The 26,327-nt window shown below is 70.2% G+C and carries 30 protein-coding genes and 1 pseudogene; 12 read left to right on the plus strand and 19 right to left on the minus strand.

The features are described from left to right. From ABFX50_RS40325 to ABFX50_RS40335, 3 genes are all read right to left on the minus strand, one after another. Nucleotides 1–253: MBL fold metallo-hydrolase (locus ABFX50_RS40325; protein WP_346154217.1), on the minus strand; the 253-nt coding region annotated here is incomplete at its 3' end. Between the two features lie 92 nt (nucleotides 254–345). Continuing rightward, nucleotides 346–477 (minus strand): hypothetical protein, encoded by a 132-nt coding sequence (locus ABFX50_RS40330; protein WP_346154219.1) that lies wholly within the window; start codon nucleotides 475–477, stop codon nucleotides 346–348. A gap of 81 nt (nucleotides 478–558) precedes the next feature. Then, complete coding sequence (locus tag ABFX50_RS40335; RefSeq protein ID WP_346154221.1) at nucleotides 559–1,005, minus strand: MarR family winged helix-turn-helix transcriptional regulator; 447 nt, start codon at nucleotides 1,003–1,005, stop codon at nucleotides 559–561. A gap of 74 nt (nucleotides 1,006–1,079) precedes the next feature. On the opposite strand from ABFX50_RS40335, the gene ABFX50_RS40340 reads away from it, so the two are divergent. After that, nucleotides 1,080–1,391, plus strand: a complete 312-nt coding sequence (locus ABFX50_RS40340; protein ID WP_346154223.1) for a DUF1330 domain-containing protein — start codon at nucleotides 1,080–1,082, stop codon at nucleotides 1,389–1,391. Nucleotides 1,392–1,633: 242 nt separating this feature from the next. On the opposite strand, the gene ABFX50_RS40345 is transcribed toward ABFX50_RS40340, so the two are convergent. The 3 genes from ABFX50_RS40345 to ABFX50_RS40355 all read right to left on the minus strand — a co-directional run bounded on the left by ABFX50_RS40345 (nucleotide 1,634) and on the right by ABFX50_RS40355 (nucleotide 4,007). Beyond that, nucleotides 1,634–1,951: a hypothetical protein gene (locus ABFX50_RS40345; protein ID WP_346154225.1), complete on the minus strand. Its 318-nt coding sequence runs from the start codon at nucleotides 1,949–1,951 to the stop codon at nucleotides 1,634–1,636. Between the two features lie 144 nt (nucleotides 1,952–2,095). Beyond that, nucleotides 2,096–3,523 (minus strand): WD40 repeat domain-containing protein, encoded by a 1,428-nt coding sequence (locus ABFX50_RS40350; protein ID WP_346154227.1) that lies wholly within the window; start codon nucleotides 3,521–3,523, stop codon nucleotides 2,096–2,098. A 322-nt stretch (nucleotides 3,524–3,845) separates the two neighbouring features. After that, a complete protein-coding gene (locus ABFX50_RS40355; protein WP_346154229.1) occupies nucleotides 3,846–4,007 on the minus strand; it encodes a hypothetical protein in 162 nt (53 codons plus the stop codon). A gap of 57 nt (nucleotides 4,008–4,064) precedes the next feature. Here ABFX50_RS40355 and ABFX50_RS40360 point away from each other — a divergent pair, with 57 nt between their 5' ends. The 3 genes from ABFX50_RS40360 (at nucleotide 4,065) to ABFX50_RS40370 (ending at nucleotide 8,906) form a co-directional block, all read left to right on the plus strand. Further along, nucleotides 4,065–4,925: a tyrosine-type recombinase/integrase gene (locus ABFX50_RS40360; RefSeq protein WP_428834724.1), complete on the plus strand. Its 861-nt coding sequence runs from the start codon at nucleotides 4,065–4,067 to the stop codon at nucleotides 4,923–4,925. Continuing rightward, nucleotides 4,829–7,615 (plus strand): CARDB domain-containing protein, encoded by a 2,787-nt coding sequence (locus tag ABFX50_RS40365; RefSeq protein WP_346154231.1) that lies wholly within the window; start codon nucleotides 4,829–4,831, stop codon nucleotides 7,613–7,615. Before ABFX50_RS40360 ends, ABFX50_RS40365 begins: the two co-directional genes overlap by 97 nt. Nucleotides 7,616–8,129: 514 nt before the next feature. Further along, nucleotides 8,130–8,906 carry an SDR family oxidoreductase gene (locus ABFX50_RS40370; protein WP_346154375.1) on the plus strand — a complete coding sequence of 259 codons (777 nt, stop codon included), beginning with the start codon at nucleotides 8,130–8,132 and terminating at the stop codon, nucleotides 8,904–8,906. 2 nt (nucleotides 8,907–8,908) lie between these two features. On the opposite strand, the gene ABFX50_RS40375 is transcribed toward ABFX50_RS40370, so the two are convergent. The 3 genes and pseudogenes from ABFX50_RS40375 to ABFX50_RS40385 form a co-directional block, all read right to left on the minus strand. Continuing rightward, complete coding sequence (locus tag ABFX50_RS40375) at nucleotides 8,909–9,220, minus strand: hypothetical protein (protein ID WP_183641829.1); 312 nt, start codon at nucleotides 9,218–9,220, stop codon at nucleotides 8,909–8,911. A gap of 204 nt (nucleotides 9,221–9,424) precedes the next feature. After that, a pseudogene (locus ABFX50_RS40380) lies at nucleotides 9,425–9,601 on the minus strand (recombinase family protein); the annotation flags it as partial. Beyond that, a complete protein-coding gene (locus tag ABFX50_RS40385) occupies nucleotides 9,561–9,728 on the minus strand; it encodes a recombinase family protein (RefSeq protein ID WP_346154377.1) in 168 nt (55 codons plus the stop codon). The pseudogene ABFX50_RS40380 and the gene ABFX50_RS40385, both read right to left, overlap by 41 nt. A 75-nt stretch (nucleotides 9,729–9,803) precedes the next feature. On the opposite strand from ABFX50_RS40385, the gene ABFX50_RS40390 reads away from it, so the two are divergent. Together ABFX50_RS40390 and ABFX50_RS40395 are read left to right on the plus strand one after the other, a co-directional pair. After that, the gene (locus ABFX50_RS40390; protein WP_346154233.1) at nucleotides 9,804–10,670 is read left to right on the plus strand and encodes an alpha/beta fold hydrolase; all 867 of its coding nucleotides are present in this window, start codon (nucleotides 9,804–9,806) and stop codon (nucleotides 10,668–10,670) included. A gap of 22 nt (nucleotides 10,671–10,692) precedes the next feature. Then, nucleotides 10,693–11,484, plus strand: coding sequence for a MerR family transcriptional regulator (locus ABFX50_RS40395; protein ID WP_346154235.1), 792 nt, complete (start codon nucleotides 10,693–10,695; stop codon nucleotides 11,482–11,484). A gap of 169 nt (nucleotides 11,485–11,653) precedes the next feature. Here the strand turns inward: ABFX50_RS40395 and ABFX50_RS40400 are convergent, their stop codons facing one another. After that, nucleotides 11,654–12,538, minus strand: coding sequence for an alpha/beta fold hydrolase (locus ABFX50_RS40400; RefSeq protein WP_346154238.1), 885 nt, complete (start codon nucleotides 12,536–12,538; stop codon nucleotides 11,654–11,656). An 80-nt stretch (nucleotides 12,539–12,618) separates the two neighbouring features. On the opposite strand from ABFX50_RS40400, the gene ABFX50_RS40405 reads away from it, so the two are divergent. Then, on the plus strand, nucleotides 12,619–13,245 hold the full coding sequence (locus tag ABFX50_RS40405; RefSeq protein WP_346154240.1) for a winged helix-turn-helix transcriptional regulator: 627 nt from the start codon (nucleotides 12,619–12,621) through the stop codon (nucleotides 13,243–13,245). 270 nt (nucleotides 13,246–13,515) lie between these two features. Here the strand turns inward: ABFX50_RS40405 and ABFX50_RS40410 are convergent, their stop codons facing one another. Further along, complete coding sequence (locus ABFX50_RS40410; protein ID WP_346154242.1) at nucleotides 13,516–13,941, minus strand: MarR family winged helix-turn-helix transcriptional regulator; 426 nt, start codon at nucleotides 13,939–13,941, stop codon at nucleotides 13,516–13,518. A 60-nt stretch (nucleotides 13,942–14,001) separates the two neighbouring features. On the opposite strand from ABFX50_RS40410, the gene ABFX50_RS40415 reads away from it, so the two are divergent. Next, nucleotides 14,002–14,634: a maleylpyruvate isomerase family mycothiol-dependent enzyme gene (locus ABFX50_RS40415; RefSeq protein ID WP_346154243.1), complete on the plus strand. Its 633-nt coding sequence runs from the start codon at nucleotides 14,002–14,004 to the stop codon at nucleotides 14,632–14,634. Nucleotides 14,635–14,643: 9 nt separating this feature from the next. Here the strand turns inward: ABFX50_RS40415 and ABFX50_RS40420 are convergent, their stop codons facing one another. Beyond that, nucleotides 14,644–14,964 (minus strand): cupin domain-containing protein, encoded by a 321-nt coding sequence (locus ABFX50_RS40420; protein ID WP_346154245.1) that lies wholly within the window; start codon nucleotides 14,962–14,964, stop codon nucleotides 14,644–14,646. Between the two features lie 70 nt (nucleotides 14,965–15,034). On the opposite strand from ABFX50_RS40420, the gene ABFX50_RS40425 reads away from it, so the two are divergent. Together ABFX50_RS40425 and pip are read left to right on the plus strand one after the other, a co-directional pair. Beyond that, nucleotides 15,035–15,982, plus strand: a complete 948-nt coding sequence (locus ABFX50_RS40425; protein ID WP_346154247.1) for a helix-turn-helix domain-containing protein — start codon at nucleotides 15,035–15,037, stop codon at nucleotides 15,980–15,982. 45 nt (nucleotides 15,983–16,027) lie between these two features. Further along, nucleotides 16,028–16,975 carry a prolyl aminopeptidase gene (pip, locus tag ABFX50_RS40430; RefSeq protein ID WP_346154249.1) on the plus strand — a complete coding sequence of 316 codons (948 nt, stop codon included), beginning with the start codon at nucleotides 16,028–16,030 and terminating at the stop codon, nucleotides 16,973–16,975. On the opposite strand, the gene ABFX50_RS40435 is transcribed toward pip, so the two are convergent. Continuing rightward, the gene (locus tag ABFX50_RS40435; protein ID WP_346154251.1) at nucleotides 16,972–18,207 is read right to left on the minus strand and encodes an RNA polymerase sigma factor; all 1,236 of its coding nucleotides are present in this window, start codon (nucleotides 18,205–18,207) and stop codon (nucleotides 16,972–16,974) included. The genes pip and ABFX50_RS40435 overlap by 4 nt on opposite strands. 5 nt (nucleotides 18,208–18,212) lie before the next feature. Beyond that, nucleotides 18,213–18,635 (minus strand): YciI family protein, encoded by a 423-nt coding sequence (locus tag ABFX50_RS40440; protein ID WP_346154253.1) that lies wholly within the window; start codon nucleotides 18,633–18,635, stop codon nucleotides 18,213–18,215. A gap of 146 nt (nucleotides 18,636–18,781) precedes the next feature. Between ABFX50_RS40440 and ABFX50_RS40445 the strand changes: the two genes are divergently transcribed. Further along, entirely contained in the window at nucleotides 18,782–19,702 is a 921-nt protein-coding gene (locus ABFX50_RS40445; protein ID WP_346154254.1) for a GNAT family N-acetyltransferase, read from the plus strand. Nucleotides 19,703–19,714: 12 nt separating this feature from the next. Here ABFX50_RS40445 and ABFX50_RS40450 read toward each other — a convergent pair whose 3' ends face one another. From ABFX50_RS40450 to ABFX50_RS40470, 5 genes are all read right to left on the minus strand, one after another. After that, a complete protein-coding gene (locus tag ABFX50_RS40450) occupies nucleotides 19,715–20,554 on the minus strand; it encodes a universal stress protein (protein WP_346154256.1) in 840 nt (279 codons plus the stop codon). A 44-nt stretch (nucleotides 20,555–20,598) separates the two neighbouring features. Next, complete coding sequence (locus ABFX50_RS40455; RefSeq protein ID WP_346154258.1) at nucleotides 20,599–21,942, minus strand: TrkH family potassium uptake protein; 1,344 nt, start codon at nucleotides 21,940–21,942, stop codon at nucleotides 20,599–20,601. Between the two features lie 111 nt (nucleotides 21,943–22,053). Continuing rightward, nucleotides 22,054–22,419 (minus strand): STAS domain-containing protein, encoded by a 366-nt coding sequence (locus ABFX50_RS40460; RefSeq protein ID WP_346119800.1) that lies wholly within the window; start codon nucleotides 22,417–22,419, stop codon nucleotides 22,054–22,056. A gap of 123 nt (nucleotides 22,420–22,542) precedes the next feature. Then, entirely contained in the window at nucleotides 22,543–23,331 is a 789-nt protein-coding gene (locus tag ABFX50_RS40465; RefSeq protein WP_346154260.1) for a putative protein N(5)-glutamine methyltransferase, read from the minus strand. A gap of 185 nt (nucleotides 23,332–23,516) precedes the next feature. Then, on the minus strand, nucleotides 23,517–24,326 hold the full coding sequence (locus ABFX50_RS40470) for an alpha/beta fold hydrolase (protein WP_346154262.1): 810 nt from the start codon (nucleotides 24,324–24,326) through the stop codon (nucleotides 23,517–23,519). Between the two features lie 273 nt (nucleotides 24,327–24,599). Here ABFX50_RS40470 and ABFX50_RS40475 point away from each other — a divergent pair, with 273 nt between their 5' ends. Beyond that, nucleotides 24,600–26,327, plus strand: a complete 1,728-nt coding sequence (locus tag ABFX50_RS40475) for a thiamine pyrophosphate-dependent enzyme (RefSeq protein WP_346154264.1) — start codon at nucleotides 24,600–24,602, stop codon at nucleotides 26,325–26,327.

Genomic DNA, 26,327 nt, shown 5'->3' on the forward strand with positions numbered 1-26,327 from the left:
CGACGTTGAGGATGTTGTCGGGATGGTGGTGGCTGAGCACCACGTCGGTGATGTCGTCCGTCTTGAGGCCGAGGTCGGCGAGCGCGTCGGTGATCACCGACTGGCTCGCGACCATGCCGGGATCCACCACGATCCTGAGGTCGCCCTCGGTGACGTAGGAGACGGTCGCGGCCACGCCGGGTCCAGTGGAGGTGGTGTAGCCGGTGGCGAGGATATGGAAGGCGGCCGTACGGCCGGTGGGTGCGTCGGTCATGGAAAGCAGTCTGGCGACGCCGCGCTCCGTTGAACAGTGGCCGGACCACCGATTATCGCGGGTTTCGTGCCAACACCGCGTCCGGGACCGGCCTACCGTTCGACGTCGCGGCCGACGGACATGCGCATGCGTCCGTAGTCGAACGAGACGGCGTATGGCGTGAAGAACTCGCAGGTGAAGTCGGCGATCAGATCGAAGCGGGACGCGAACGGCGGTGTGGACACCGCCGCACGAGGCCGGCGTCGTCGCGATCCTGCCAGTTGCCCCGGATCATCCATCATGCGGTCGGGGCACAACCAAGCCACCTACTGGTTGGCGTCTCGGAGTTTGCGCAGGAGCGCGATCATCGTGCTCACCTCGTCCGCCGTGAGCGAGTCGTAGATGTGGCGCTGCGCCGAGGCCAGCGCGAGCTCTCCCCTTCTGCGCGCTTCCGCCAGGCCTTCCTCGGTCAGGGTGACCATGATCGCGCGGCGGTCCGTGGGGTGCGGTCCGCGTTCCACCAGGCCGCGCGCCTGCGTCGCGTCCAGCAACCGGGTCGTGCGTGTGGTGCTGGTCGCCAGCGCGCGGGTGATGTCCACCGTACGGAGGCAGTGGCCCGGGGTGCGGGCTAGCCGGAACAGGATGTCGGAGATCGCCGCGTCGAGGTCACCCTCCGGACTGACGTCGGCATCGATACGCCTGGTCACGGCCAGGTAGGCCTCGCGCAGCATGCCGTACGACTCCCAGCGGGGGTCGGCGAACAAATCACTCATTGCGGGATTGTCCCGATCGGTAGTAATGTCGGGACTGTCCCGAGCGGGATGATTATATAGCTGAGGAGTCTGCCATGGCTGCATATGCGTTGTTCGACAACATCGAGGTCTCCGACCCGGACAAGCTGGCCGAGTACGCCTCGCGCGTGCGCGCTGTTGTGGAGAGTTACGGCGGCGCCTACCGGGCGGTCGGGGGGCAGGTGGACGTGCTCGAGGGGACGGCGATGCTGGGGTATCCGGTGCTGATCGAGTTCCCTGATCTGCAGACCGCGCACCGGTGGTACGACTCGCCTGACTACCGTGAGCTCAAGGCACTGCGGCAGGCCGGGTCGCGGGCGAACGCGATCATTTTCGAGACCGCCCCCTCTGACCTGCTGGATGCCTAGCGGGAGCACTCGAGGATCCCTGGCCATCCTGCTGATCATGGGGATGGCCCGGGCGTCGGTGCGGCGGGGACGGCTCTCTCACAAGTGCGCCGCCACATCACCGTCCAGCTCGGGCAGACCGAGACACATCGACCACCTGCTGAGGCTCGGCGGTCCTCGGGCCACTGCCACGCCGCGGCTCGCGTGCAGCCCGCGCGCGCCCGACAGCGTCTCGGCGAACTCGCCAGAGCGGCGGCGGCGTCTCAGGCGGAGATCACCTCGGACAGCCGCCGCGCCTCATGGATCAGCAGGCTCGAGCCCTTGCGTGCGGCCAGCTCCGCCAGCCCCGGTATGTCGCCCCGCGCACCAGCGCGCACCGCCGCCCGCGCGGCGACCTTGAGCAGCTCGCCCAGCCCCACCCTGGCCTTCTCTCCTGGCCCGGGCAGCAGCAGCGGCACCGCCTGCGCCAGGGCCGTCCACACCTCGGCGTGCGCCCCGGCCTCCATGACCTCGTCGAGGATGCCGGTGATCCGATTGAGCTTGACCTGCCCGCCGCGGACCATGCTCCACCTGTACGGCACCGACGCCCCAGTTGTCCTGATGGGCGTACTGCCGCCCCAGCTCGCGCACGTCCTCGGCCTGGAGCTCGCGGAGGGTCGCCAGTAGCGAGGTGATGTTACGAGCCGCCGCCCACTGACGCCTGCCGAACAACCGGCCGTAAGCGCTCACCCACCGTCGCACGGCTCGACGAAGCTCCCGCCGGCCAGTCGCTCCCTCATGCCGACCAAACCAGCCATCGAATCCTCCGCGATCTCCGCGCAGGCATCCCGGAGCGGATCGCCGCTGAGCCCCGCGACGTCCATGAACAGCGCCCCGCCTTCGGCGCTCACCGCCAGCACCGTCCCGCCGTCCCCGCTCACCATCGCTGATCCTGGCGATTCCTTGACGTCGTACATCGTGAGGTAGTCCAAGTCCAGTTCCCCCACCCCGGCGACTTCGGCGACCTTGACGGGCCGCGCCGGGTCCGCGATCCGCCACAGCGTCGCGCTCCCGGCGCCGTCTGTGGTCAGAGCGACTTGCCCGTCCGAGGAGAGCGAGACGCCATCCACCTCCTTGACCACGGGATTCACCAGCTTGGGCCGGGCCGGGTCCGAGAGGTTCCAGAGCTGGCCACCGATCATGGCCGTCCGGCCGTCCGCACTGAGGTCGAGCCCCTCCCCGTCGACTCCTGCCCGCGGGATGGCGCCGGCCCGGACCGGACTCCTCCGATCGGCCAGATTCCAGATAAATCCGCTGCCTCGGCTGATCGTGACCGCGACCCGTCCGTCGTCGCTCAAGGCCACCCCGCCGATCCACGAGCTGTGCCCCGGGAGCGTGGCCAGCTGTTTCCCGCTGGACAGATCCCACAAGAGCACGCTGCCACGCTCGTAGCCTGCCAGGACGGTCCTGCCGTCCGCAGCGAGCGCCACGCTCGCGACCATGAAGGAGTTCTGGCCCGGCACCTTGGCCACCCGCACCGGCCTGGCGGAGTCATCCAATTGCCACAGGCCGAGCGACCCGTCAAGAGCCCCGATGACCGCCTGTCGTCCGTCGGACGACACCTCCAGTGCGGTGGCACTGGCCTCGCCCTCCAAGGGGATGCTCGCCACGAACGGGGCCTTCCGCTTCCGGCCCTCCTCTTCGATGGAGGCCTCCAGCGCCTCCTCATCAAGACCAAGCTTCAGGGGGACCTCCTCCTGGATGGGAGAATCCAGGCTCCGCCAGGTGACGCCCTGGTCGATGATCGACATCAGGGCTGTCCGACCGTCGTCGCTCAACGCCATCGCCCGTATGGCCCCGGCCGGCGCGGCGACGCCACGGCGCCCGGACAGTAGGGTCTCCCTCAAAGCCGATCGGTTGAGCTTGTCCGGGTGGGCCGCCACCGCCGCCGCGCCCAGCACCACCGCAGAGGTCCGATCATCGCCCCTGGCTGCCACGCCGCGCAGCGCGAGCTCCCGGGCCGAGGAAATGCCCCGCACATTCCACCACTTGCTCACCCCGACCACCGCCACCGCCCCCACGGCGAGACAGGCCACTGCCACGCCTATGGCAACCAGGCGCGCACCTCGGCTAGGCCGCCGCGATCGCACTTCGGGAGAATCGGTTTCCGACATCAGGACTCCAGCTCGGGGATGAATGATCCTATATAGCGGATCGTCCTATCCCCTGCCTACCGAATTCGCCGTGGCCCCTGGACCTATCGCCTTGTCACACGCCTAGTGACGCGTGTCGGCACGACTGGGGTGCTGGGACCATCCGGCTGGAGCTGGACGTCAAGAGGCTCTACCGCAGGATACGCGTAGAGCTGATCTTGCCTGTTGCGCACGTTCCCGCAGGTAGGCATATCCTTGCCGCAGTAAATCCGGGGATTACTGCGGCAAGGCCATTGAGAGCGATCAAGGCCTTGACCTGGGGAACGAGCGTTTACATTCGGTTTCAGCCGGATGGTTTCAACACCTCGTGCTGACCGAGCCGACACGGGCGCGGACGCTGCAGGTCTTCGCGGGTGAGCTGGAGCCGGGTCTCGGCGGCTGCCACGGCGGCCGAGGCTTGGGCAGGCCACGCCTGGTCGCGGGCGGCCAGCGCGTCAGCGGTCACCGCCCGAGGTGACCCACGCCGCAACCGCTGCGTCGCGCTGCCCGTCGCTGGAAGCGGCTGCACCCGCATGTCCTGCGCCATACCTGCGCCAAGTCCCTGCTCCAGGCCGGCGTCGACACCTCCGTGCTCGCCCTCTGGCTCGGCCACGCCGGTATCCGCTCCACCGACGCCTACCTCCATGCCGACATGAGCATCAAGGAGAAGGCCCTCGCCCTCACCACGCCCCAGGAGGCAACAGGCCGCTACCACCCACCGACCAGGTCCTCGCGTTTCTCGAAAGTCTGTGACCATGCCGAGCCGCGGGGGGCGGCGTCCCTGCTCAGGCGGCTCCTGCGGCTCGGTGCTCGGCATAGTCGCGAGGTCGGCATAGGTCCAGGTAAAGGAGGTCGACGCGGTCGTAAGTACGGGGTACTCAGGCGCCGGACCCCGCCCATGGCGGACGATGCCCTCTGGCAACACTCCAGGGAGGGCACCATGGGCTTCAGGCGTCGTAGTCGCGTCCGGCGTGAATCGAGAACATCTCTGGCATTAGCCGTGATCCTGGCGCTGCTCCTGGCCTCCATCCCGGCCCTTGCCACCCCCGCGGCCGCAGCAGCCCCTGGCGTCAAAGTCACCTTCAAGATCGAGTATCTCCGCCAGATCGAGGACCCGGACAGCGGAGGCGTGGGCGACGGCGACTATTTCCCCAAGGTCCGAATCGCCGACGGCCCGCTGCAGACGGGCCCCGCATCGAGGACGACGAGTTCGAACCCTTCGGCCTGCCCGAGGCGCCCAACGGCTGGACCTTCACCCACGAGAACCTTCCGGGTGACAAGCCCACCGTGGACATCACGGTCACGTTGTGGGACTGGGATGACGGCCTCAACACCAACGAGGACCGGATGGACATCAGCCCCAACGACCAGGACCTGGAACTGAACCTCGTCTACGACCTCCGCTCGGGCACGCTCTCAGGTGACAAGATCGTCTTCGGGACCCCCTGCATCAAGTCCGACGGCCAGACCGCCAAGGGTGAGACCTGCGTCGAGGGCGACGGCGACCACGGCTTCCCCAGGAACAACGACGGCCGGATCACCAGGATCGGCATCACCGCCACCGCCGAGATGCCCGACACCGACCTCGACGGCATCCCGGACCTCATCGAGTTGTCCGGCATCAGGAACCGCGACGGCGGCGTCATCGCCGACCTGCCCGCGCTGGGCGCCGACCCGTGCCGCAAGACGATCATCCTGCAGCTCGACTTCATGGTCGACGACAACGCCGCCACCAGGCACTCGCACCAGCCCAAGCCAGGCGCGATCACCCTCGCCAGGAACATGCTGGATGCCGCTCCGCTCCCAGCCGCCAACCCCTGTCCTTATCCGGGGACCCACCGCGACGGCATCGACTTCATCTACCTGCAAGGCGCGCAACTGGCAGAACAGGCCCAAATGGGCCTGAACAGCAATGACTACCGGAACGCGCGAAACACCAACTTCCCGGCGGAGCTGGCTCGCTACGCCCACTACGGGATCTTCGGCCACGACCTCCAGAGCGCCCCCGGCACCTCTGGCCAGTGCTGCGAGCCCAACCGGGACAACAACAAGGACTTCATCGTCACCCTCGGCTCGTGGCGGACCATGTGCGTGGTCGACTTCACCCGCGACTACGGCGGCGACGACACCCTGCAGACAACCGCGGCCGGCGACGACGTCACCAGCGGAACGCAGATCCACGTCGGTGACAACCGCAGGTGCGACACGACCAGCGCCCATTCGACAGACGTGCAGGTGCTCAGCCAGGGAACGGGTGAGGTCGACGCCAAGGTCGGAACCGACCAGGACCAGGCAGGAACCATCCTGCACGAGCTCTTCCACGCCCTGGCTCTGCGTCATGGCGGCGACACCAACGACAACTACAAGCCCAACTACATCAGCGTCATGAACTACTTCTTCCAGACTGGCATCCCCAACAGCGCGCCGCCGCTGTTGGTCAACCAACTACGCGACTGGAAGGTGGGCGCGGTTCGCCTGGGCCTGTCCAACGGAAAGCTGCCCCAGCTGAACGAAGGAGGGCTGAACGAGTCGACAGGCATCAGCGACGGCACGGACTGGACGTTCTGGTGGACCGACAACGTCGCCAACCCGGGTAGCGGATTCCGTCCACTCCGGGCGGGTGCCGGCAACGGGTCGCTCAACTGGAACGACAACCGCACCGTCGGCACCAATATCCCGATCATCGACACGAACAACGTGATGGTGGACATCAACGCCGAGAACGGCCTGACCACTCTCAGGGACCACGACGACTGGCCCGCGATCAGGTTCAGGGCGCAGTCCCCCGACCGCCTCGGCTGGGCCTGCAGCAGCTGGCCCGCGGCCGCGCCCACCTGTGCGGGGGCCGGTGGCGGCGTGGAGAAGGAACTGGCCTTCGACACCACGATCCGGCAGGAGATGTCCTTCTTCGCCTTCTACGACCCCGACATCGCCACCAAGAAGACTGTCGACAAGGCCGACGCCGAGCCCGGCGACACCCTCACCTACCAGGTCAAACTGGACAACATCGGCACTGGCCCGGCCACCGCGATCGTTGTGAAGGACACCCCGCCGACGGGTGACGCTCAGACGCGTCAGGTCGGACGGCTGGGCGCAGGTGGTGCGACCACCGAGACATTCACCTACGTGATCCCCTGCGATACCGAGGACGCCGCCGTGCTGACCAACAAGGCCGAGGTGAGTGCGAAGGATCTCGCCGGCGGAGCCGAGGCCGACACGGCCAACAACACCGCGACCGCCGAGACCAAGGTCCGCGCGCCCAAGCTCACCCTCGAGAAGCGGGCGACCGCCACGGTCAACGCCGGTGAGGCGCTCACGGTCGATCTGAAGATCGCCAACGTCGGCGGAGCCAAGGCCACGGGCGTCGTCCTGACCGACACGCTCCCGAAGGAGGTCTACTACAGCCAGGCCCTCGACCAGGGCGCAGGCCCCCAGCCGACCAAGGTCACCCGCAACGCCGACGGGACGACGACGCTGATGTGGTCGCTGGGCGACATGGCCGCGAACGCCGACCGGTCCGTGCGGTTCACGGCCAGGCCCAGCCTGCTGTTCACCGCCGGGGCCAAGCTGACCGACCGAGCCGCTGTGACGTACGGCAACGCCAACGGCTGCACCTACGAGCCGGTGACCGCGACGGCCACCACGACGATCACCGAGGTCACGCCGACCCGAGACCCGCGCTCGCACGGCTACTGGAAGACCCACCCTGAGGCACGCACAGCCGAGTTCCTGGCCCGGGTTCAGGCCACCTACCAGCAGTTCGACAGCTCGGGAAACGGGACGCTGGACAACTCCGAGGCCGGGGCCGTGCTCTCGGCGAGCGGGCCGCAGCCGGGTCCCGCCAGGTTCCAGCTGCTGGCGACCTTGTTCGACCTTGCCGCACGGCAGATCAACGCTTCCACGCAGATCGACAGCAAGCTCACCCGCACGCTCGGGACGCGCACGGTCGGAGAAGCCGTCCGGTACGGCTTCGCCACCCTGGCCCTGCCGGTCGACAGCTCGACGGCTCAGCGGTACTCCGACGCCACCACCCTGCTCGACGAGATCGTCAACAACAAGAACGAGGTCTACTGAGTAGTGAGGGCCATCTCGACCAGCGTCGGCCTGGGAGGCGCGGTGTGCAGGGGTGAGCAGGCGATCGAGCGCTCCGGTGTTCGGCATCGCGGCCTTCTCCTTCACCCACGCCACCCAGGCCAGGTGAGGGAGCGCCGGCCCCGCGATCAGGAGACCAGGGCGGCTCTACGTCGCGCCACAAGATGTGGCCCACTTCCCTTGGCCTTCACGCACCATCCGCGTGAAGGCCAAGGGATCTCCAGCGGCTGCGCGTCGAAGCGGGAGAGGAGCCCGAGGATCACACCTGGGCGCGACCGCTGTGCACTCGTTCAGGGCCGCTATGACCTGGCGCGGGATCAGCAGGCTGACGCCCTTCCGGCCTGGTCGTCGCCATCCACGTCGGCGCCATCTGCCTGCCGTCCCTGCTGACAGGGCGGCGCTTCGGGAGGACTCAGGACTCCCCTCCCACGACGGCGGCGCGAACAAAGCGGTTGCCCCGGGTCGCGCCGATCCTCGACGATTCCCTCCCGTGAGCATGACCACCGAGCGCCTCCCCGCCGCCTCCCGTCCTCTCGCGCTGATCACGGGCGTGGGCCGTACCGTCGGCATCGGGGCGGGCATCGCCCGCCGGCTGGCGGCGTCGGGCTGGGACATCGCCTACACCTACTGGACCCCCTACGACGAGCGCATGGCATGGGGCGTCGAGCAGGGGGCGGCTGAGGCGACCGCCGCCGCCCTCGCCGAGCACGGAGCGGCCGGCGCGGCGATCGAGGCCGACCTCGCCGACCCCGAAGCCCCTGCGCGCGTCTTCGACGAGGCCGAACGGCTGCTCGGCCCCGTCACCGCCCTGGTGATGTGCCACTGCGAGTCGGTCGACTCAGGGCTGCTCGACACCACCGTCGAGAGCTTCGATCGGCACTTCGCCGTCAACGCGCGCGCCACCTGGCTGCTGATCAGGGAGTACGGCACCCGCTTCGCCCTCGCCCACGGAAGCGGCAGGATCATCAGCCTGACCAGCGACCACACCGTCGGCAACCTGCCCTACGGCGCGAGCAAGGGCGCACTCGACCGCATCACGCTGGCCGCCGCCCGTGAGCTCGCCCACCTGGGCGTCACCGCCAACGTCATCAACCCCGGGCCGGTGGACACGGGCTGGATGTCGGACGAGCTGCGGGCCGCCTGCGTCAGCAGAACACCGCTCGGCCGCCTGGGCACGCCTCAGGACACCGCCCACCTCGTGGACTTCCTCTGCTCACCGCAGGGCCAGTGGGTCAACGGCCAGCTCCTGATGAGCAACGGCGGCTTCGCCTGAGGTCATGGGGCGGCTCCCGCGACCGTGTCGGCCTTCCTGCCCGCCTCGTACGCCCTCGAGATGAGGCCCAGCACCACCTGGACCGCGCTCGGGTCCCGCCCCGCCAGCCAGGCGAGCACGCGCACGTCGTAGACGCCCAGGTCGATGCCCGCCTGCTCGCAGAAGTCGAGCAGGTGCTTCTTCTGGACGGCGTCGACGAGCCTGTCGGGGTCGCCCGATCTCAGCTGCCCCGACTCGTGGAGCGCGCGGATCTCGGTCGCGAGCGGCTCTCGCCTGGTCTGCGCCTCGCTGTCGTACGGCCCGAACGAATCCATCCCGACGCTCCTCTGATCTCGACGCTCGCCGTCCCATCTTCTCTCCCCGCGCTCCTCCTGTCCCGTTTCCGCATCGGGCCGGGCGAAGGTGTCGCCTTTGTCAGCTCGCTCTCCGCCGGTCGGACATGCTCTGCCACCTGCCGGCGGCGCGGTGATCGCTCGGCCTGACCCCGAGAACGCGCTTGAAGGGCCGACGCTGCTGCGGCGCAGATCGGAAACGATCGTGATGAGGTCCTGCAGGGAGCGAGCGAGCCGGTCGAGCGGGGGGACGACGAGGGCGTCGCCGGGCCGCAGGTAGTCCAGGGCCTTGGTGCGCTCTTCCCGGTCGGTGTCCTGCCGCTCAGCTGTCGGAGAAGATGCGGATGCAGCCGGCGCTCTCAAGCGCGCGGGTCTGCCGGTCCAGGCGCTGATCGCGGGTGGAGACTCGGGCGTAGCCGACGAGCGCTCCGGTGAGGCCGGCGGGTTCGGCGCCAAGGAGGACTCGACGCCTCTCGCAGGCGTGGCCCAGAGATCGGCGACCGCAGGGATGGACGTCATGTCGCCGCTTGACCCTGACGCTGGGTCAAGCTTTCAGCATGGTGGCATGACCAAGGAAACCAGTGCGATCGAGGTCGCAGGGCTGTTCGACGAGCACAACAATGAGGGAGAGCGAGCGGAGAGAGGCGACAGGACGATCCGGCACTTCACCATCCACCACGACGGCGTCACGATCCCGGTGTCTCACGAGGGCCGGGGACGACCGCTGGTCCTGTGCCCTGGCCTGAACTCGACCCAGGCCGACCTGCGCGAGCTGACCGAGCTGCTGAGACGCGACCACGACGTGGTGACCTTCGACCTGCGGGGCCATGGCCTCGCCTCGGCCGCCGACCGGTACTCCTTCGAGGCCTTCCTCAGCGATCTGGACGCGGTGATGGCGGAGCTGGGAAACCGTGACCTGCCTGCGGCGCCTGTGCTGGTGGGTTACTCGTTGGGCGCCGACCTGGCCGTGCACTATGCCTCCGAGCATCCTGACGCCGTCGCTGGGCTTGTTCTCATCGACGGGGCGAACCCGGTGCCCGAACCGTTCCTCACCGAGGACGTCCTGCCGGAGTTCCACGCCATGTGGGAGGACATGGCGACGCAGCAGGACGCCAAGCGGGGCACCGCGCGTCAGGTGCTGCTCACCGCCCAGGAGATTCTCGACCTGAACCTCGAGATCGATGTGATCCGGTCCGGGATCCTCGACCGGTACAGCAAGATTGACCGGCCCATCACCATGATCATGTCGACCTCGATGGCCGGCGACAGCGGTGAAGGACCCGCGCCTCGGTTCAACCAGAACTGGCGTGCGGGCGTCGAGCGGCTTGTCCGCGAGCACCCGCACATCGCCACCACCTGGCTCGAAGCCGATCACCAGCTGGTCTTCACGCATGCCCCGGACGTCGCCCAGATCATCCGCGACACCTCTTGAGCAACTCCTGGAGACTGGTCTGATGCTGACCATCGGCGAGCTGGCGTCGTACGCCGGAGTGACGGTCCGCGCGGTGCGGCACTACCACGCCAAGGGGCTGCTACTGGAGCCCGAGCGGGACCACTCCGGCTACCGCAGATACGATGCCGGCGCCGTGGTCGAGCTGATCAAGATCCGGACCCTCGCCGAGGCGGGGATCCCGCTGGCGCGGGTGCGAGATCTGCTGCGGGCCGGCGAGGAGGAGTTCGCCGCGGCGATCGCGGACATCGACAGGAGGCTTCGGGCGGAGATCCGCGAGCGGCAGCGGCATCGCGAGCGGATCGCCCGCCTCGCCGCCGGGGAACACCTGGTGCTGCCCCCGGAGGTGGTCGAGTATCTCGACCGGCTGCGGGCGCTCGGGGTCGATGAGCGGATCGTCCAGGCCGAGCGCGACGGCTGGATCCCACTGGCGGCGCACTCACCCGAGCGGGTCCCGGAGTGGATGGCACGCAAGCGGGAGCAGATCGCCGACCCGCAGCTCGTCGACTTCTATCTCACCCTGAGCCAGGCTCTCGACCGAGCCGACGACGACCCGCGGCTGGTGGAGTTGGCCGACAGGCTGGCCGCCTACATCACGCGAATGGCCGACGAGCAGGGAGAGGACTATGTCGACGACACTGATATGGAGCCACCGCTCGTCAAGCTGATGGACGCGCTGGCGTTCGCCACGGTGCCACCGGCGCGTCGGCTGATCGAACTGCTGAAGCAGCGAGGCTGGACGGGCTGGACCAAGCTCGAGCGCGTGACCCCCACACCGGGTGCGACTCCCCAGTAGCGCCAGCACACGCAGGGGGACACCATAGTGCGGCGATCCGAGCGCTATCGGTGATGGCGAGTGGGGTACCGCCGGGTGCGGCAACGGCTTGGTCCCATCGCAACGACCCCGGGTGAAGCTGTATCAGGCCGATCACGGTGGGGGGTTGTGCGCTGGGTCCCTCTCGCCCTTACTGCGTCGCTGCCCAGTCGCGGATCGCGGCGACGAACTCCTCGGGCGCGTCGGACTCCACGTAGAGGCCGGCGCCCTCGATGATCACGGTCTTGTGGTCGGGGAAGATCGCTTCTTGGCGTTCGCGCTCCTGGGGACGGAAGCCGATTTGGGCGTCACCCCACACGATCAGCGTCGGCAGGTGGTCGAGGTCGGCAAGGCCGGCCTCGACCTCGGCGAAGAAGGCCCGGCTGGCGATGATCTGGCCGGGGAGTACGGCGGAGGCCTGTCGCCGCTCGGGTGTGTCCAGCGCGCGGCGGTAGTGGGTCATCTCGGCTGCGGTCGGCTTCCGCTTCCGGTGGCCCATGGGGATGAACGCGTTGACGACGAGGTTGAGCCGCCGAGCCAGGAAACGGATCGGGGGTCCGCCGGCGATGCGAGCGAAGGCCTCGAAGTAGAGGTCGCCGTTGACGGGCCAGGCCCAGGCGTTGGCGAGTACCAGCCGGTCGAAGACGCCTGGCCGCCGCTGCGCGGCTGCCAGGCCGATCGGGCCGCCCCAGTCCTGCCCGACCAGAGTGACCCCGTTGAGGCCGAGCGCGTCGACAAACCCGGTGACCACGTCTGCGTGCTCCTCGGGCAGGTAACGGTAGCCGGGCCTCGGCGTCGACAGCCCGAAGCCCGGGTAGTCGAGGGCGATGCACCGGAAGTCGTCGCGCAGCGCGCGGATCACGTCGCGCCAGAGGAACGACCAGGTCGGGTTGCCGTGCAGGAGCAGCAGTGTGGGACCTGACCCCTCGTCGAGGTAATGCACGGTGTGCCCGGCGATGTCGACGAAGCGGCTCTCGAAGGGGAACAGGTCGTCGTCGACCCAGGCGGGCCGCGTTCTCTCGATGGCCTCGGCCATGGCGGCCCCCTCCTCGGCTCGGTCGTGCGGTAGACTTGAGTTTGTCAAGTGCACTTGAGATGGTCAAGTAGAGGGGTGTAATGCGTAGCTACGGCCAGTACTGCGGGCTCGCCCGATCCCTCGAAGTCGTCGGCGACAGGTGGAACCTGCTCATCGTCCGCCAACTCCTCATCTCCCCCGCCCGCTACCGGGACCTGATCGACGGCCTGCCCGGCATCGCGACCAACCTGCTCGCCGACCGGCTCCGCGATCTCGAGGCCGCGGGCGTGGTCGAGCGGCGCCTGGCCGGCGAGGGCAGCGTGGTCGAGTACGCCCTTACGCCGTGGGGTGCCGAGCTGCGCCAGCCGATCGAGAGCCTGATCCGCTGGTCCACCCCGTTGATGGTCCGCGGCCGCGACGGCGACGCCTTTCGCCCGGAGTGGCTCGCCCTCGCCCTGCCCGCTCTACTCGACACCCGGGTCAAGGTCCGCCCCTCGGCGACGGTCGGCCTCGAGATCGGCGGCCCGCCCTTCCAGCTCCGCGCGACGCGCTCCGGCTTCGAGGTCGGCCCGCATGACGGCCGCGACCTCGACGCCACCGTCCGCGCCGACCCCGCCTCCATCCTCGGCCTCGCTGCCGGCGCCCTCACCCTCAGCGACGCCCGCGCCCTCGGACTGGTCGAGATCGACGGCGACGAGTCCGTCATACGCACCGTCTTCGCCGCCTGACGGCCGCTCCGTCAGGCGTGCGGTGGCGGCATCCCGTGGAGATGCCCCGGAACTCCTGGAGCTGCGGCGAGCCGCCACTCGGCTGATCAGTGGGTACGGCGTGCTGGGTGCCAGAACCCCGGTGAGTCGCCGCGCTGACAGGCAAGGAGCACGAGGGTCAGATCTACGACCGGGCCCGACGCGCTCACCTGGGGCGAGGCGGCCGACGCCCGGCCGGTGGCGCCGCGTGCCCTCTTCGCCCTCTCCATGGTGTCCGTGATCGTATGAGTCTCAGAAGTCGGTGATGACGCGGGTGAGGGCGGCGTGCAGGCCGCTGCGGCCGTCCTCGCCCAGCAGGACCGCGAGACGGCGTTCGACGTCGTCGATCGCGGCGTACCCCGCCCTCAGCGCGTCGTCGCCGCGGTCGGTGAAGACGATGAGCTTGGCCCTGCGGTCGGCGGGGTCGGCCACTCTGCGCAGGTAGCCCAGCTTCTCCAGGTCGTCGACCAGCTCGCCCATCGCCTGCGGTGTCATCTGCGCCTTCTCCGCGAGCCTGCTCAGCCGGATGCCGTCGTGCTCCATGTGGAAGAAGACCGCGGAGTGGGCGGGCCTGATGCGCGGGTCGATGGCCTTGCCCGCCTGGAAGACGACGTCGGACAGGCGCAGGTAGGCCTCGTACAGCAGGGCCACGATGTGCGGCGGATGAGTCGCGGCCAAGTACTTCTCCCATTGCTAAGGCAGCATTATATTCAGGTTACCTTAACAAGGAGATTCACGATGAACAGGGAAGAGATCTGGGCGGCCGTCGAAACCGAGCGCCACGGCCTTGCCGACCTGCTCGGCGCACTGTCACCCGGCGACTGGGAGCGACCCTCCCTGTGCGCGGGCTGGCGGGTGCGCGACGTGGCCGCCCACCTCGCGCTCGCCACGAGCGTCTCGACCGGCCGGGCGCTCGTCGAGCTGGTCAGGGCGCGCGGCAGCTTCGACCGCATGATCCACGACACCGCCGTACGGCACGCCCGGCGGCCGACCGCCGAGATCGTCGAGCAGATCCGCGCGTCGGCTGTCTCGCGCCGGCTCGCGCCCTCCACCAAGCCGCTCGACCCGCTGTTCGACGCGCTCGTGCACGGCCAGGACATCGCCGTGCCGCTGGGCATCGAGCGCGTCATGCCGCTCGAACCTGCCCGCGCCGCCGCCGACCACATCTGGCACCGCGGCTTCCCCTTCTTCGCTCAGCGGCGCTTCCGGGGACTGCGCCTGGTCGCCACCGACGTGGACTGGTCGGTCGGCGAAGGAGAGGTGGTGCGCGGATCCATCCAGGCGCTGCTGCTGCTGGTAGGCGGGCGCCCTGCGGCCCTGCCCGATCTCAGCGGCGCCGGCACGGCGGGGCTGACCGCACGACTGTCGTGAATCCCGCCTTCACCTGGGCAGGATGCTGATGCCGAGCATGCGTGCGCCCGTCTCCGTCCGAGGGCGATGGGCGCTGCCTGGCGCGAAGACCACGTAGCTGCCCGGCCCCAGCCGCCTGCCGTTGTCGATGAACTCGCCCGACACGACGTAGTAGCGCTCCTCCCCCTCGTGCACGTCCACCTCGGGCCATTCGGCCCCTGGCGCGAAGTCGTACATCCACCCGCGGGCCCACTCGGTGACGGGCAGCCCTCTCCGGACGATCCCGGGGGCCACCTCCACCGCTTCCACCTCGTCGACCTGCAGCATCTGGATGTCGCCGTGTTCCGTCATGGCTTCATCCTGGCCGAGCGGGCCTCCGGCCTCGAGTGTCTTGCATGACGTTGTCAGGTACTTTCCTGCCATGCCCGCTCATCGCGTCGTCGCCCTGGTCCTGCCGCCGCAGTCCTCCTTCGAGCTGGCGTGCGCCGCCGAGGTCTTCGGGGTGGGCCGCCCCGGCCTGCCGTCCCGCTACGCCTTCGGGGTGTGCGCCGAGCGGCCGGGCCCGGTGCCCACGCTCGCCGGTTATGACATGACCGTGGGCGAGGGGCTGGAGGCGCTGGAGACGGCCGACACGGTCGTGATCCCCGGCTGGCAGCGGCCGGAGGAGGCCGCCTCACCCGAGGTGATCGCCGCGCTGCGGCGGGCGCACGAGCGCGGCGCCCGCCTCGTCGCGATCTGCTCGGGCGCCTTCCTGCTGGCCCAGACCGGACTGCTCGACGGGCGCAGGGCGACCACGCACTGGCGCATGGCCGCCGACCTGGCGGCGCGCTTTCCCGAGGTCGAGGTGGACCTCGACGTCCTGTACGTCGATCTGGGCGACCTGGCCACCAGCGCGGGCACCGCCGCCGGCATCGACCTGTGCCTGCACCTGGTCCGCGCCGATCACGGGGCCTCCTACGCGGCCCAGGTCGCCAGGCACATGGTCATGCCGCCGCACAGGGAGGGCGGGCAGTTGCAGTACGCGGTGCCGCCCGCCTCGGAGCGGCCTTCCGAGTCGCTGGCGCCCGTCCTGGACTGGGCGGCCGAACGGCTCCACGAGCGTCTCGACCTCGACGCTCTCGCCGTCCGGGCGGGAGTCTCGGCCCGCACGCTCGCCCGCAGGTTCGCCGACCAGCTCGGTGTCAGCCCCGGCAGGTGGCTGCTCGCCCAGCGGGTGGCGGCGGCGCGCGCCCTGCTGGAGGAGACCGACCTGCCCGTCGAGACGATCGCCACCAGGGTGGGGCTGTCGTCGGCGGCCAATCTGCGCCGGCGCTTCCATCGCGCGCTGCGCACCACGCCCGCCGCCTACCGGCGCTCGTTCGGCAGGTGACACCGTCACGTCGCGAATATGACAGCGCTGTTGTATTTTGGAGCGATGTATCCAGCGATCGAACCTTACGACCACGGGCACCTCGACACCGGTGACGGCAATCTCGTCTACTGGGAGGTCTGCGGCAACCCCGAGGGCAAGCCGGCGCTCGTCGTCCACGGCGGCCCCGGATCGGGCTGCACCCCTGGCCAGCGCCGCAGTTTCGACCCCGAGCGCTACCGCATCGTCCTGTTCGACCAGCGCAACTGCGGCAGGAGCCTGCCGCACGCCAGTGACCCCGCCACGGACCTGTCGACCAACACCACCCAGCACCTCATCGCCGACATGGAACGGCTGCGCGAGCACCTCGGCATCGACAGGTGGCTGCTCTACGGCGGGTCGTGGGGCTCCACGCTGATGCTCGCCTACGCCGAGGCCCACCCCGAGCGCGTCTCGGAGATGGTCATCGTCAGCGTGACCATGACCCGCCGCTCCGAGATCGACTGGCTCTACCGGGGCGTCGGCCGATTCTTCCCCGAGCAGTGGCAGCGCTTCCGTGAGGGCGTTCCCGAGGCCGAGCGCGACGGCGACCTGCTGGCCGCCTACGCGCGGCTGATGTCCGACCCCGACCCCGCCGTCCGCGCCAAGGCCGCCCAGGACTGGACCACCTGGGAGGACGCGGTGATCTCCCTGGAGGTCAACGGCAAGCCGAACGCCTACAGCGACAGGCCGCCGGCCTCGCTGCTGGCCTTCTCCAGGATCTGCGCGCACTACTTCTCCAACGGCGCGTGGCTGGAGGAGGGGGTGCTGCTGCGCGAGGCGCACCGGCTGGCGGGCATCCCAGGCGTGCTCATTCACGGCCGCTTCGACCTGGGCGGGCCGCTGGAGACCGCCTGGCAGCTGGCCCAGGCCTGGCCCGACTCGCGGCTCGTCGTGGTGGACGACTCCGGGCACACCGGCAGCGACACGATGCGCGAGGAGATCCTCGCCGCCCTGGACAACTTCGCGGGCTAACCCAGGCGGGCCGCCCTGGCGTGCAGGTAGCGCTGTTGCGGGAGGCTGGTGGTGCGGCGAGCCGCCTCCAGGTAGCCCGCGCGCGCCGCCACCGGGTCACCGGCCATCTCCAGCAGGTGCGCGCGGACGGCGTGCAGGCGATGACCCGCCGCGACCCGCTCGTCGGACTCCAGCTCGCCGAGCAGGTCGAGCCCGGCGCCCGGGCCCCGGACCATGGCCACGGCGACCGCGTGGTTCAGCGCCACCACGGGGTTGTCCGAGATCCGCATCAGCACCTCGTACAGCGCCTCGATCTGCGGCCAGTCGGTCGCCTCGGCACTCGGCGCCTCGTCGTGGACCGCGGCGATCGCCGCCTGGATCTGGTAGGGGCCGGTCGCGCCCCTGGGCAGCGCCTCGGAGATGAGCGCCACGCCCTCGGCGATGGAGGCGGCGTTCCAGAGGGCGCGGTCCTGCTCGGCCATCGGGACCAGCGCGCCGTCGGGGCCCGTGCGGGCGGGACGGCGCGCATCGGTGAGCAGCATGAGCGCGAGCAGGCCTGCGACCTCGCCGTCCTCGGGCAGCAGGCGACGGACCATGCGGGTCAGCCTGATCGCCTCCGACGACAGCTCGGCGCGGTGCAGGTGCGGGCCCGACGTGCTGGCGTAGCCCTCGTTGAAGATCAGGTAGAGCACGTGCAGGACCGCGCCGAGCCGTGCGGCCCTTTCGGCGGCGGGCGGCAGGCCGAACGGGATGCCGCTGTCCTTCACCCGCTGCTTGGCCCTGCTGATGCGCCGGGTCATGGTCGGCTCGGGCACGAGGAACGCCCTGGCGATCTCGGCGGTCGTCAGGCCGCCGACCGCCCGCAGGGTGAGCGCGATCTGCGAGGCGGGCGACAGGGCGGGGTGGCAGCACATGAACAGCAGGATGAGCGTGTCGTCGGACCGCTCGGCGGGGCGGTCGGCGGCGGGCGCCAGCCACTGGTCGGGCGGCGTCCACTGGATGACGGTGTCCTCGCGGCGCCGGCGGGCCTGCTCCGCGCGCAGCAGGTCGGTCAGCCTGCGCGAGCCGACCGTGATCAGCCAGCCGCGCGGGTTGCCGGGCACGCCCTCCTCCGGCCACTGGACGGCTGCCGCTAGAAGGGCCTCCTGCACGGCGTCCTCCGCGGTGGCGAAGTGCCCGAACCGCCGCACCAGCGCGCCGAGGACCTGCGGCGCGAGGTCGCGCAGCAGGTTCTCGACGTCGTCGTTCGGCACGGTGGCTACGCTTCCAGGTCGCCGTAGCCCTCCATGATCGGCCGCACGTCCACGTACCACTCGTGGGCGAGCTCGGTGTCCTTGGGATGAGGGGTGCCGGCCAGCCGTGCCGCGATCTCGGTGGCCCTGTCGAAGCTGTCGCACTCGACGATCGTGTAGCCGGCGAGCACCTCCTGCGTCTCGGGGTAGGGCCCGTCGGTCACCACGGGAACGCCGTCGCGCAGCTCGATCCGCCTGGCGTGGACGGGAGCGGACAGGCCCTGCGCGTCGACGAACTCCCCCGACTCGACCAGGTCGTTGTTCCACTTCTCCATGAACGCGTGCATCGCCGCGACGTCCTCGTCCCTCCAGGGCTGCTGGTCGCCCGGCTTGCCCGACAGGACGTCGTAGTCCTGCTGCGAGCCGTAGAGCATGATCATGTACTTCATTGTCGCTCCTTCTCCCTCGGCACCTCCACGGTGCCATTCACGGGAGACGTCGGAGCCGCCGACACGGACAGGACATCCGCCCGCGAGAAAGGGCCGCGAGAAAAATAGCGATGCGCCGCCCATGGCGCGCTCGGCATGATGTCCCGGTGACGTTGACGATGCGCCCCTACTCCGACGCCGACCTGCCCGTCCTGCAGGACACCTTCGCCCGCTGGATCGCCGAGGCGGGGCGGTGCGGCTACGACCACGTCGGCGAGCTTCCCCACCGCATCTACGAGAACCTGCGCGGCAGGCGTCCCGTCGGCTCGCTGGTCCACCTCTGGGAGGACGCCTCCCGCATCGTCGGGCTGGCCGTCAACCTGCGCTTCGGCTCGGCCTTCGACGTCTTCGCCGCACCCAGCCTGCGCGGCTCCCCCGCCGAGCTGCGGATGCTGCGCGCCGCCTACGAGAGCACGGCCGCGGCGATGGACCCCGCCGAGCCGTACGTGCTGACCGACCTGTTCGACTGCGACACGACCAGGATCGGCCTGCTCGAGCAGCTCGGGTTCGAGCGCTTCCGCACCTGGGACCACGTCAACGACCGCGACCTCGGCCTGCCCCTCCCCTCCCCCGCCCTCCCCGAGGGCTTCCGCGTGCGCTCGGCCCGCCTGGAGGACGCCGACCGGCTCGCCGTGGCGCGCAACCACTCCTTCGAGGAGGACTGGACGGGCGAGCAGTACCGGTCGGAGGTGATGGACAAGCCCGGCTACGACCCTGCCAGGGAGATCGTCGCCGAGGCGCCCGACGGGCGGATCGCCGCCTTCGCCGTCTACTGGGTCGACGAGCTGAACGGCGTCGGGCACTTCGAGCCCGTCGGCACCCATCGCGACTTCCAGCGGCGAGGTCTGGGCAGGGCGGTCATGCTCGAGGCCATGCGGCGGATGCGCGACCTCGGGCTGAGCACGGTGACCGTCAACCACAACGCCGAGAACACCGCCGCCCACGCGCTGTACGCGTCGCTGGGGTTCGTCCGCACCCACGAGACGTACGGCTTCCGCGCCCCGGTCGGACGGGCGGGACGAGGATGACGGAGCGAAGGCTCATCCACGGTGAGGTGTGCCGGGGGAGGTGCGGACGACGACCAGCGGGCACGGCGCCTGGTGGAGCATGGCCTGGCTGATCGAGCCGAGCACGAGGCCCGCGAACCCGCCCCTGCCGCGCGAGCCGACCACCAGCAGGTCGGCCCGTTCGCCCGCCTGCCTCAGCACCTCGGCCGGGTGGCCCTTCACCAGGTCCTCCGCGACCTCGACGTCTTGGTGCCGCTCTCGCCACCGGGTCAGCAGCTCCCTCAAGCGCTCGAGCTCGGGCCTGTCCTCGGCGAACTCGCGGGGACCCGTTCCGAAGGCGTGGACGACGCGCAGCCGCACCCCGCGCAGGCGCGCCTCGGTGAAGGCGAACCTGAGCACGTTCTCGCCGGTGCCCGCGCCGTCGACGCCGACGACCACCTCCCCCAGCGTCATGGGGGGCGCCTCACGCACCACGACCACGTCGCACCTGGCGTGCCCCGCCACGCCGTACGCCACGGAGCCGACGAGCATGCCGCGCAGCCTGCCCATCTCGTGGTTGCCGACGACGAGCAGCTCCGCCTGCTCGGCGGCGGCGATCAGGGCCGCGCGCGGGTCGCCAGGCAGCAGCGCCGAGTCGGCCACCACCTCCGGCTCCTCCCTGCGGGCCCTGTCGAGCCCCGCCGCCACCACCGTGGCCGCGCCCTCGCGCATCCACGTGGCGACGCTCGCGTATCTGCCGCCCTGGTTTTCACACGCCCATCTGGGCATGGCGTAGGCCACACGGAGCGGCACGTCGCGCAGGCGTGCCTCCTTGGCGGCCCAGGCGACCGCCTCCAGCCCCGCCCGCGAACCATCGACCCCGACCACGATCATGACGTCCCCCCTGGTCGCCCCCTTCCCATGAGAGCACACGGCGCTCAGCCCACGATCACGCGCTCCTCGGGCAGCTCGTAGCGGCGCGTCCGCTCCTTCAGCGCCAGCGCGGAGCCCAGCGTCAGCGGCCCGATCCTGCCGACGAACATCAGCAGGCTGAGCAGCACGTGCCCGGCCACGGAGGTGTCGGCGGTGATCCCCGTCGACAGGCCGTTGGTGGCGAAGGCCGAGATGACCTCGAACAGCACCCTGTCCAGGCTGTACGGCGTGAGCAGCATCAGCGCGTAGGTCGAGATCGCCACCAGGACCACGCCCATCAGCGTGATCGTCATGGCCTGCCGCTGGGTGGACTCGGGCAGGCGGCGGTGGCCCACGTTGACGCGGGGCTCGCCGCGCAGCTCCGCCCAGATGATGAAGGCCAGCAGGCCGAACGTGGTCACCTTGATGCCGCCCGCGGTGCTCGCGCTGCCGCCGCCGATGAACATCAGCAGGTCGGTGAACAGCCAGCTGGAGGGGTTCATCTGGGAGATGTCCAGGGTGTTGAAGCCGCCCGAGCGCGGCATCACGGCGGCGAAGAAGGCGGCCAGCGGCTTGGCCGAGTCGTCGAGCGCGCCCATGGTGCGCGGGTTGTGCCACTCGGCGGCCAGGAAGAACAGCGTGCCGACGGCCAGCAGGATGACGCTGACGACGATCGTGATCCTGGTGAGGATCGACCAGCGGCTCGGGTGCCGCCACGACCTGGCCAGCTCGAACACCACGGGGAAGCCCATGCCTCCCACGATCACGGCCACCGCGATGGGCAGGCAGATCCACGGGTCGGCCACGAACCGCATGAGGTTGTCCGGCCAGAGGGCGAAGCCCGCGTTGTTGAACGCCGAGACCGCGTGGAAGCCGCCCAGGTAGAGCGCCTGGCCGAGCGGCTCGCCGTACCCGATCATGAAACGGGCGGTCAGCACCACCGCGGTGACCGCCTCGCAGGCGAGGCTGAAGAGCACCACGTTGCGCACCAGGCGGCGCACGTCGGTGACGCTCACCGCCTTCGTCTCCGTCGCCACCGCGATCCTGGCGCGCAGCCCGACCCTGCCCGCCAGCAGCGCGGTGAAGAGCGTGGCCATGGTCATGATGCCGAGGCCGCCGATCTGGAACAGGCAGGCGATGACCACCTCGCCGAACACCGACCAGTGCGCGGCGGTGTCGACCACCACCAGGCCCGTCACGCACACGGCGGAGGTCGCGGTGAACAGCGCGGTCAGCCAGCCCGCCGACTCGCCCGAGGTGGTGGCGATCGGCATGGTCAGCAGCGCGGCGCCGATCAGGACCGCGGCCCCGAATCCGGTGGCCACGAACTGCGCCGGATGGTGCAGCCCGCTCTGGAAGCGACGCGTCATGGCCGGGCCGTCGCGACGCCGGTGGAGGAGTGGAGCGGGACCCGCTGCGAGGTGGCGATGGTTGAGCTTGGCACGGTCAGACCGTAGACCACGGGGGCGCAGGTCCGCGCGTCAGGGGTTGAGCTCGTCGATGGCCATCTCGGCCGTGGGCCTGACGTCCAGCAACTTGGTCATCCCGGTGATCGTGAACACGTCGAGGCACCTGCCCTGGAGCCCGGTGACCACCAGCCTGCCGCCCAGCACCTTGATCGACCGGTGGACGCTCACGAACAGCGAGAGCCCGGCGGAGTCGCACAGGGTGACGTCGGCCATGTCGATGATCAGCAGCGGCGGGTCCGCGGCCTCGATGGCACGCGCGATGCGATCTCTCACCATCGGCGTGCCGTTGAAGTCGAGCTCTCCCGACAGCCTCGCGATCAAGCATTTGCCCTGGAGACCCAGGCTCAGCGAGACCGTGTAGGGCTGGTCAAGCGGCACAATCGCTCCATCCGGACGGCAAGGCGGTCAGCAGCCATCATGACATGACGCAAAACCACCGTTATCCCCCGCCTGACATCATCCGTCCCCATCGCCCCCTCGGCACCACCAGCGCCACCGAGGTCAGCCGCTGGAGTCCGCCTCCGGCCTGGTGCCGATGACGACGGTGGCGTACCACTCGTCGGACACGGCGACCCTCGGGACGAGCCCGCTGGAGACGAACGCCTCGACGGCGCCCGCCGCCTGCCGTTCGCTGGTCTCGACCAGCAGGTGGCCGCCGGGCGCCAGCCAGCCAGGCGCCTGCAGGGCCACCCTGCGCAGGACGTCGAGCCCGTCGGCCCCGCCGTCGAGCGCCACCCGCGCCTCATGGACGCGAGCCTCGGCGGGCAGCAGCTCCACCTCCCCTGTCGGGACGTAGGGCACGTTGGCTACCAGGATGTCGACACGGCCCCTCAGCGTGGCGGGCAACGGCTCGAACAGGTCGCCTTCGTACACCCGCGCGTCCGGCAGGTTGCGGCGGGCGCACGCCACGGCGGCGGGGTCGATGTCGGCGGCGTGGACCTCCAGCCCGTCGAGGGCGGGCATCAGCGCCGCGCCCGCCGCGCCGGTGCCGCAGCACAGGTCGACCACGACGCCGCCGGGCCTGGCGAGGGCGACCGCCTCGCCGACGAGGAACTCGGTGCGGCGGCGCGGCACGAAGACACCAGGGTCGACGGCGACGCGCAGGCCACGGAACTGCGCCCAGCCGAGGACGTGCTCGAGGGGCAGACCTGCGACGCGCCGTTCCACCATGGCCTCGAGATCGGCCGAGGTGGGGGCGGTGGAGAGGAGCAGCCGGGCCTCGTCCTCGGCGAAAACGCAGCCTGCGGCCCTGAGCCTGGTGATGATGGTCGAGCGAGGGGATGGTGACATGAGCGCCTTCCGGAAATGCCTGTGGGCGCTCCCGCGGTCACCCGCGCGGGGTGAGCCGTGTGGCTGTGAGGAGGGAGCACCCAGCCTGATCTGGCGAAATGGGTCTCACCTCCTCGATCGGTCCGCTACTGGAGAGGGACACTACCGCACGCTCGAACGGTGGGCGCACCGGCCCCCTCAGCGGGTCAGGACCCTCGCAGGACCTGGTGGAGGAGGTCGGCGAACTCCTCGGGCCGCTCGTCGAACCCGCCGTGGTCGGCGGGGAAGACGACGGGCGGCGCGCCGAGACGCGCCGCGAGGGCGAGCGCGGCGCGGTGGGCGAGCTGGCCTTCGGAGCCCTCCCCCACGCCCACGACCACCCTGGCGCCGCCCGAGCGCAGCGCGTCGAAGTCGGGGGTGAAGCCGTCGAAGGCGCGCCAGGTGTGCGCGAGGAAGAAGTCGAGGTTGCGCGCCATCACCTCCTGCGCCTCGGGGGGAGGGGCAGGTATGGCCTCGGCCGTGCCACCGAGCCCTGAGACCTCCATGAAGCGCCGCATGGCGGGACCGACGCCGTGCCGGACGTAGGTGTCGTAGATCTCCGCCGAGATCTCGCGCTGCCTCGCCGCCTCGGGAAGCAGCTCGACGACGGGCGGCTCGTGCGCCACGAGCATGCGTACCCTCTTGGGGTGCCTGGCGGCCAGCGTGAGCCCCATCAGGGCACCCCCGCTGCTGCCCATCACGTCGGCGGGCTCGTCGCCGAACAGGGCGAGCAGGGCTGCGGCGTCGTCGGCGTGGAGGTCGAGCAGGTCGTCGCCCGGCAGCTCGGACAGCGTGCTGCGGGAGTTGCCCCTCGGATCGTAGGCGACCACGGTGTGGCGGTCGGCCAGGGCCGCGGCGAGGCCGGCGAAGACGCCCGCGTCGGTCGGCCCCCCTGGGATGAGCAGCAGCACCGGCCCTGATCCCCTGGCCTCGTAGTAGAGGCGGGCGCCTGGCACTTCCAGCGTGTCGGTCTTCACGTGACCTCCTGGAGCAGTCGGGACGGCCTCAGCGTACGACCGCGGTGCGACAGTTTTCCTCGCCGGCGCGGCCCCCGTCGCCAGGCTCGGCGTCGCAGTGGTCGACTACGGCCCCGCGACGATCAGGGACTACGTCGACATTTCCGTCGCGCCCGGCCCCTCCTGCGGGAGGGGCCGGGTCACCCCTCGGGGTGGAAGACGTGGCCGCCGCCGCCACACCCACCCCGCCGGGCTGGGTAGGTGAGGTGCAGAGCCGAGAGAAAGGCAAGGCCAATGAGCCGCACCGTAGCAGATGATCTTGTTGAAGTGCTGGTCCAAGCGGGTGTGACGCGTGTCTACGGGCTGGTGGGCGACAGCCTCAACGCCTTCAGCGACGCCGTACGGCGCAGCGGCACGCTGGAGTGGGTCCACGTGCACCACGAGGAGGGCGCCGCGTTCGCCGCCTCGGCAGAGGCCCAGCTCACCGGCAGGCTGGCCGTGTGCGCGGGAAGCTGCGGCCCCGGCAACACGCATCTCCTCCAGGGCGTGATGGACGCGCACCGCTCGGGCGCGCCCGTCCTGGCGCTCGCCTCGCACATCACCTCCACCCAGATCGGCACGAGCTTCTTCCAGGAGACCAAGCCCGAGGTCCTGTTCGCGCAGGCCAGCCATTACTGCGAGCTGGTCTCCCAGCCCGCCCAGCTGGCCCGTACGGCCAGGGCGGCCATCCAGAACGCCGTCGGCAAGGGCGGCGCCGCCGTCCTGGTGCTGCCCGGCGACGTCCTGGGCGCCGACTCCGCCGGCAGCCCGCCGGCCAGCGCGCTGGTCGCCTCCCGCCCCAAGCCGGTGCCCGACGAGGCGGCGGTGGCCGAGCTCGCCGAGCGGATCAACGCCGCGGGCAAGGTGACGATCTTCGGCGGCATCGGCTGCGCGGAGTCGAGGCAGGAGGTCCTGCAGCTGGCCGCGTGGCTGGAGGCGCCGGTCGGGCACACCCTGCGCGGCAAGGACGTCCTGCAGTACGACAACCCCTACGACGTGGGCATGACCGGACTGCTCGGCTACGGCGCCTGCTACAAGGCGCTGCACGAGGCGGACCTGGTGCTGCTGCTGGGCACCGACTTCCCCTACAACGACTTCCTGCCGACCCGCCACAACGTGCAGGTCGACATCGATCCCGCCAGGCTCGGCCGCAGGGCGCCCATCAGCCAGGGCATCGCCGCCGACGTCGGCCACACGATCAGGGCGCTGCTGCCGTTGCTGCGCGAGAAGAAGGACAGATCCTTCCTCGACGAGATGCTGCGCGAGCACGAGCACGCGATCGGCACCGGCCTCGAGGCCTACACCCACGACGTGGACCATCTGGTGCCCATCCACCCCGAGTACGTCGCGGCCCTCGTCGACGAGCTGGCGGACGACGACGCGATCTTCACCGCCGACACCGGCATGTGCTGCACGTGGGCGGCCAGATACCTCACGCCCAACGGACGGCGCAGGCTGCTCGGCTCGTTCGTGCACGGCTCGATGGCCAACGCGCTGCCGATGGCGGTCGGCGCGCAGATCGCCCAGCCGGGCAGGCAGGTGGTCTCCCTGTCGGGCGACGGCGGCCTGGCGATGCTGATGGGCGAGCTGCTGACCGTGAAGACCCACAGGCTGCCGGTCAAGGTCGTCGTCTTCAACAACTCCAGCCTCGCCATGGTGCGGCTGGAGATGATGGTGGCGGGCGATCCGCCCTTCGAGACCGACCATGACATGGTCGACTACGCGGCGATCGCGGCAGGCGCGGGCTTCTTCACCAGGAGGGTCACCGAGCCGGCCGACCTGCGCGAGGCGGTCGGGCAGGTGCTGGCCCACGACGGGCCCGCCCTGCTCGACGTCGTCACCACCGCCGACGCCCTCGAGGTGCCCTCGCACCTCACGCTGGAGGAGGCGCGAGGTTTCGCGCTGTCCATGGGCAAGATCGTCCTCAAGGGCGGTGTCAGCGAGGCGTGGAAGCTGGCCCGCACGAACCTGCGCAACCTCTAG

The sequence above is a fragment of the Nonomuraea recticatena genome (genome assembly GCF_039533245.1).
GTDB lineage: Bacteria > Actinomycetota > Actinomycetes > Streptosporangiales > Streptosporangiaceae > Nonomuraea > Nonomuraea roseola.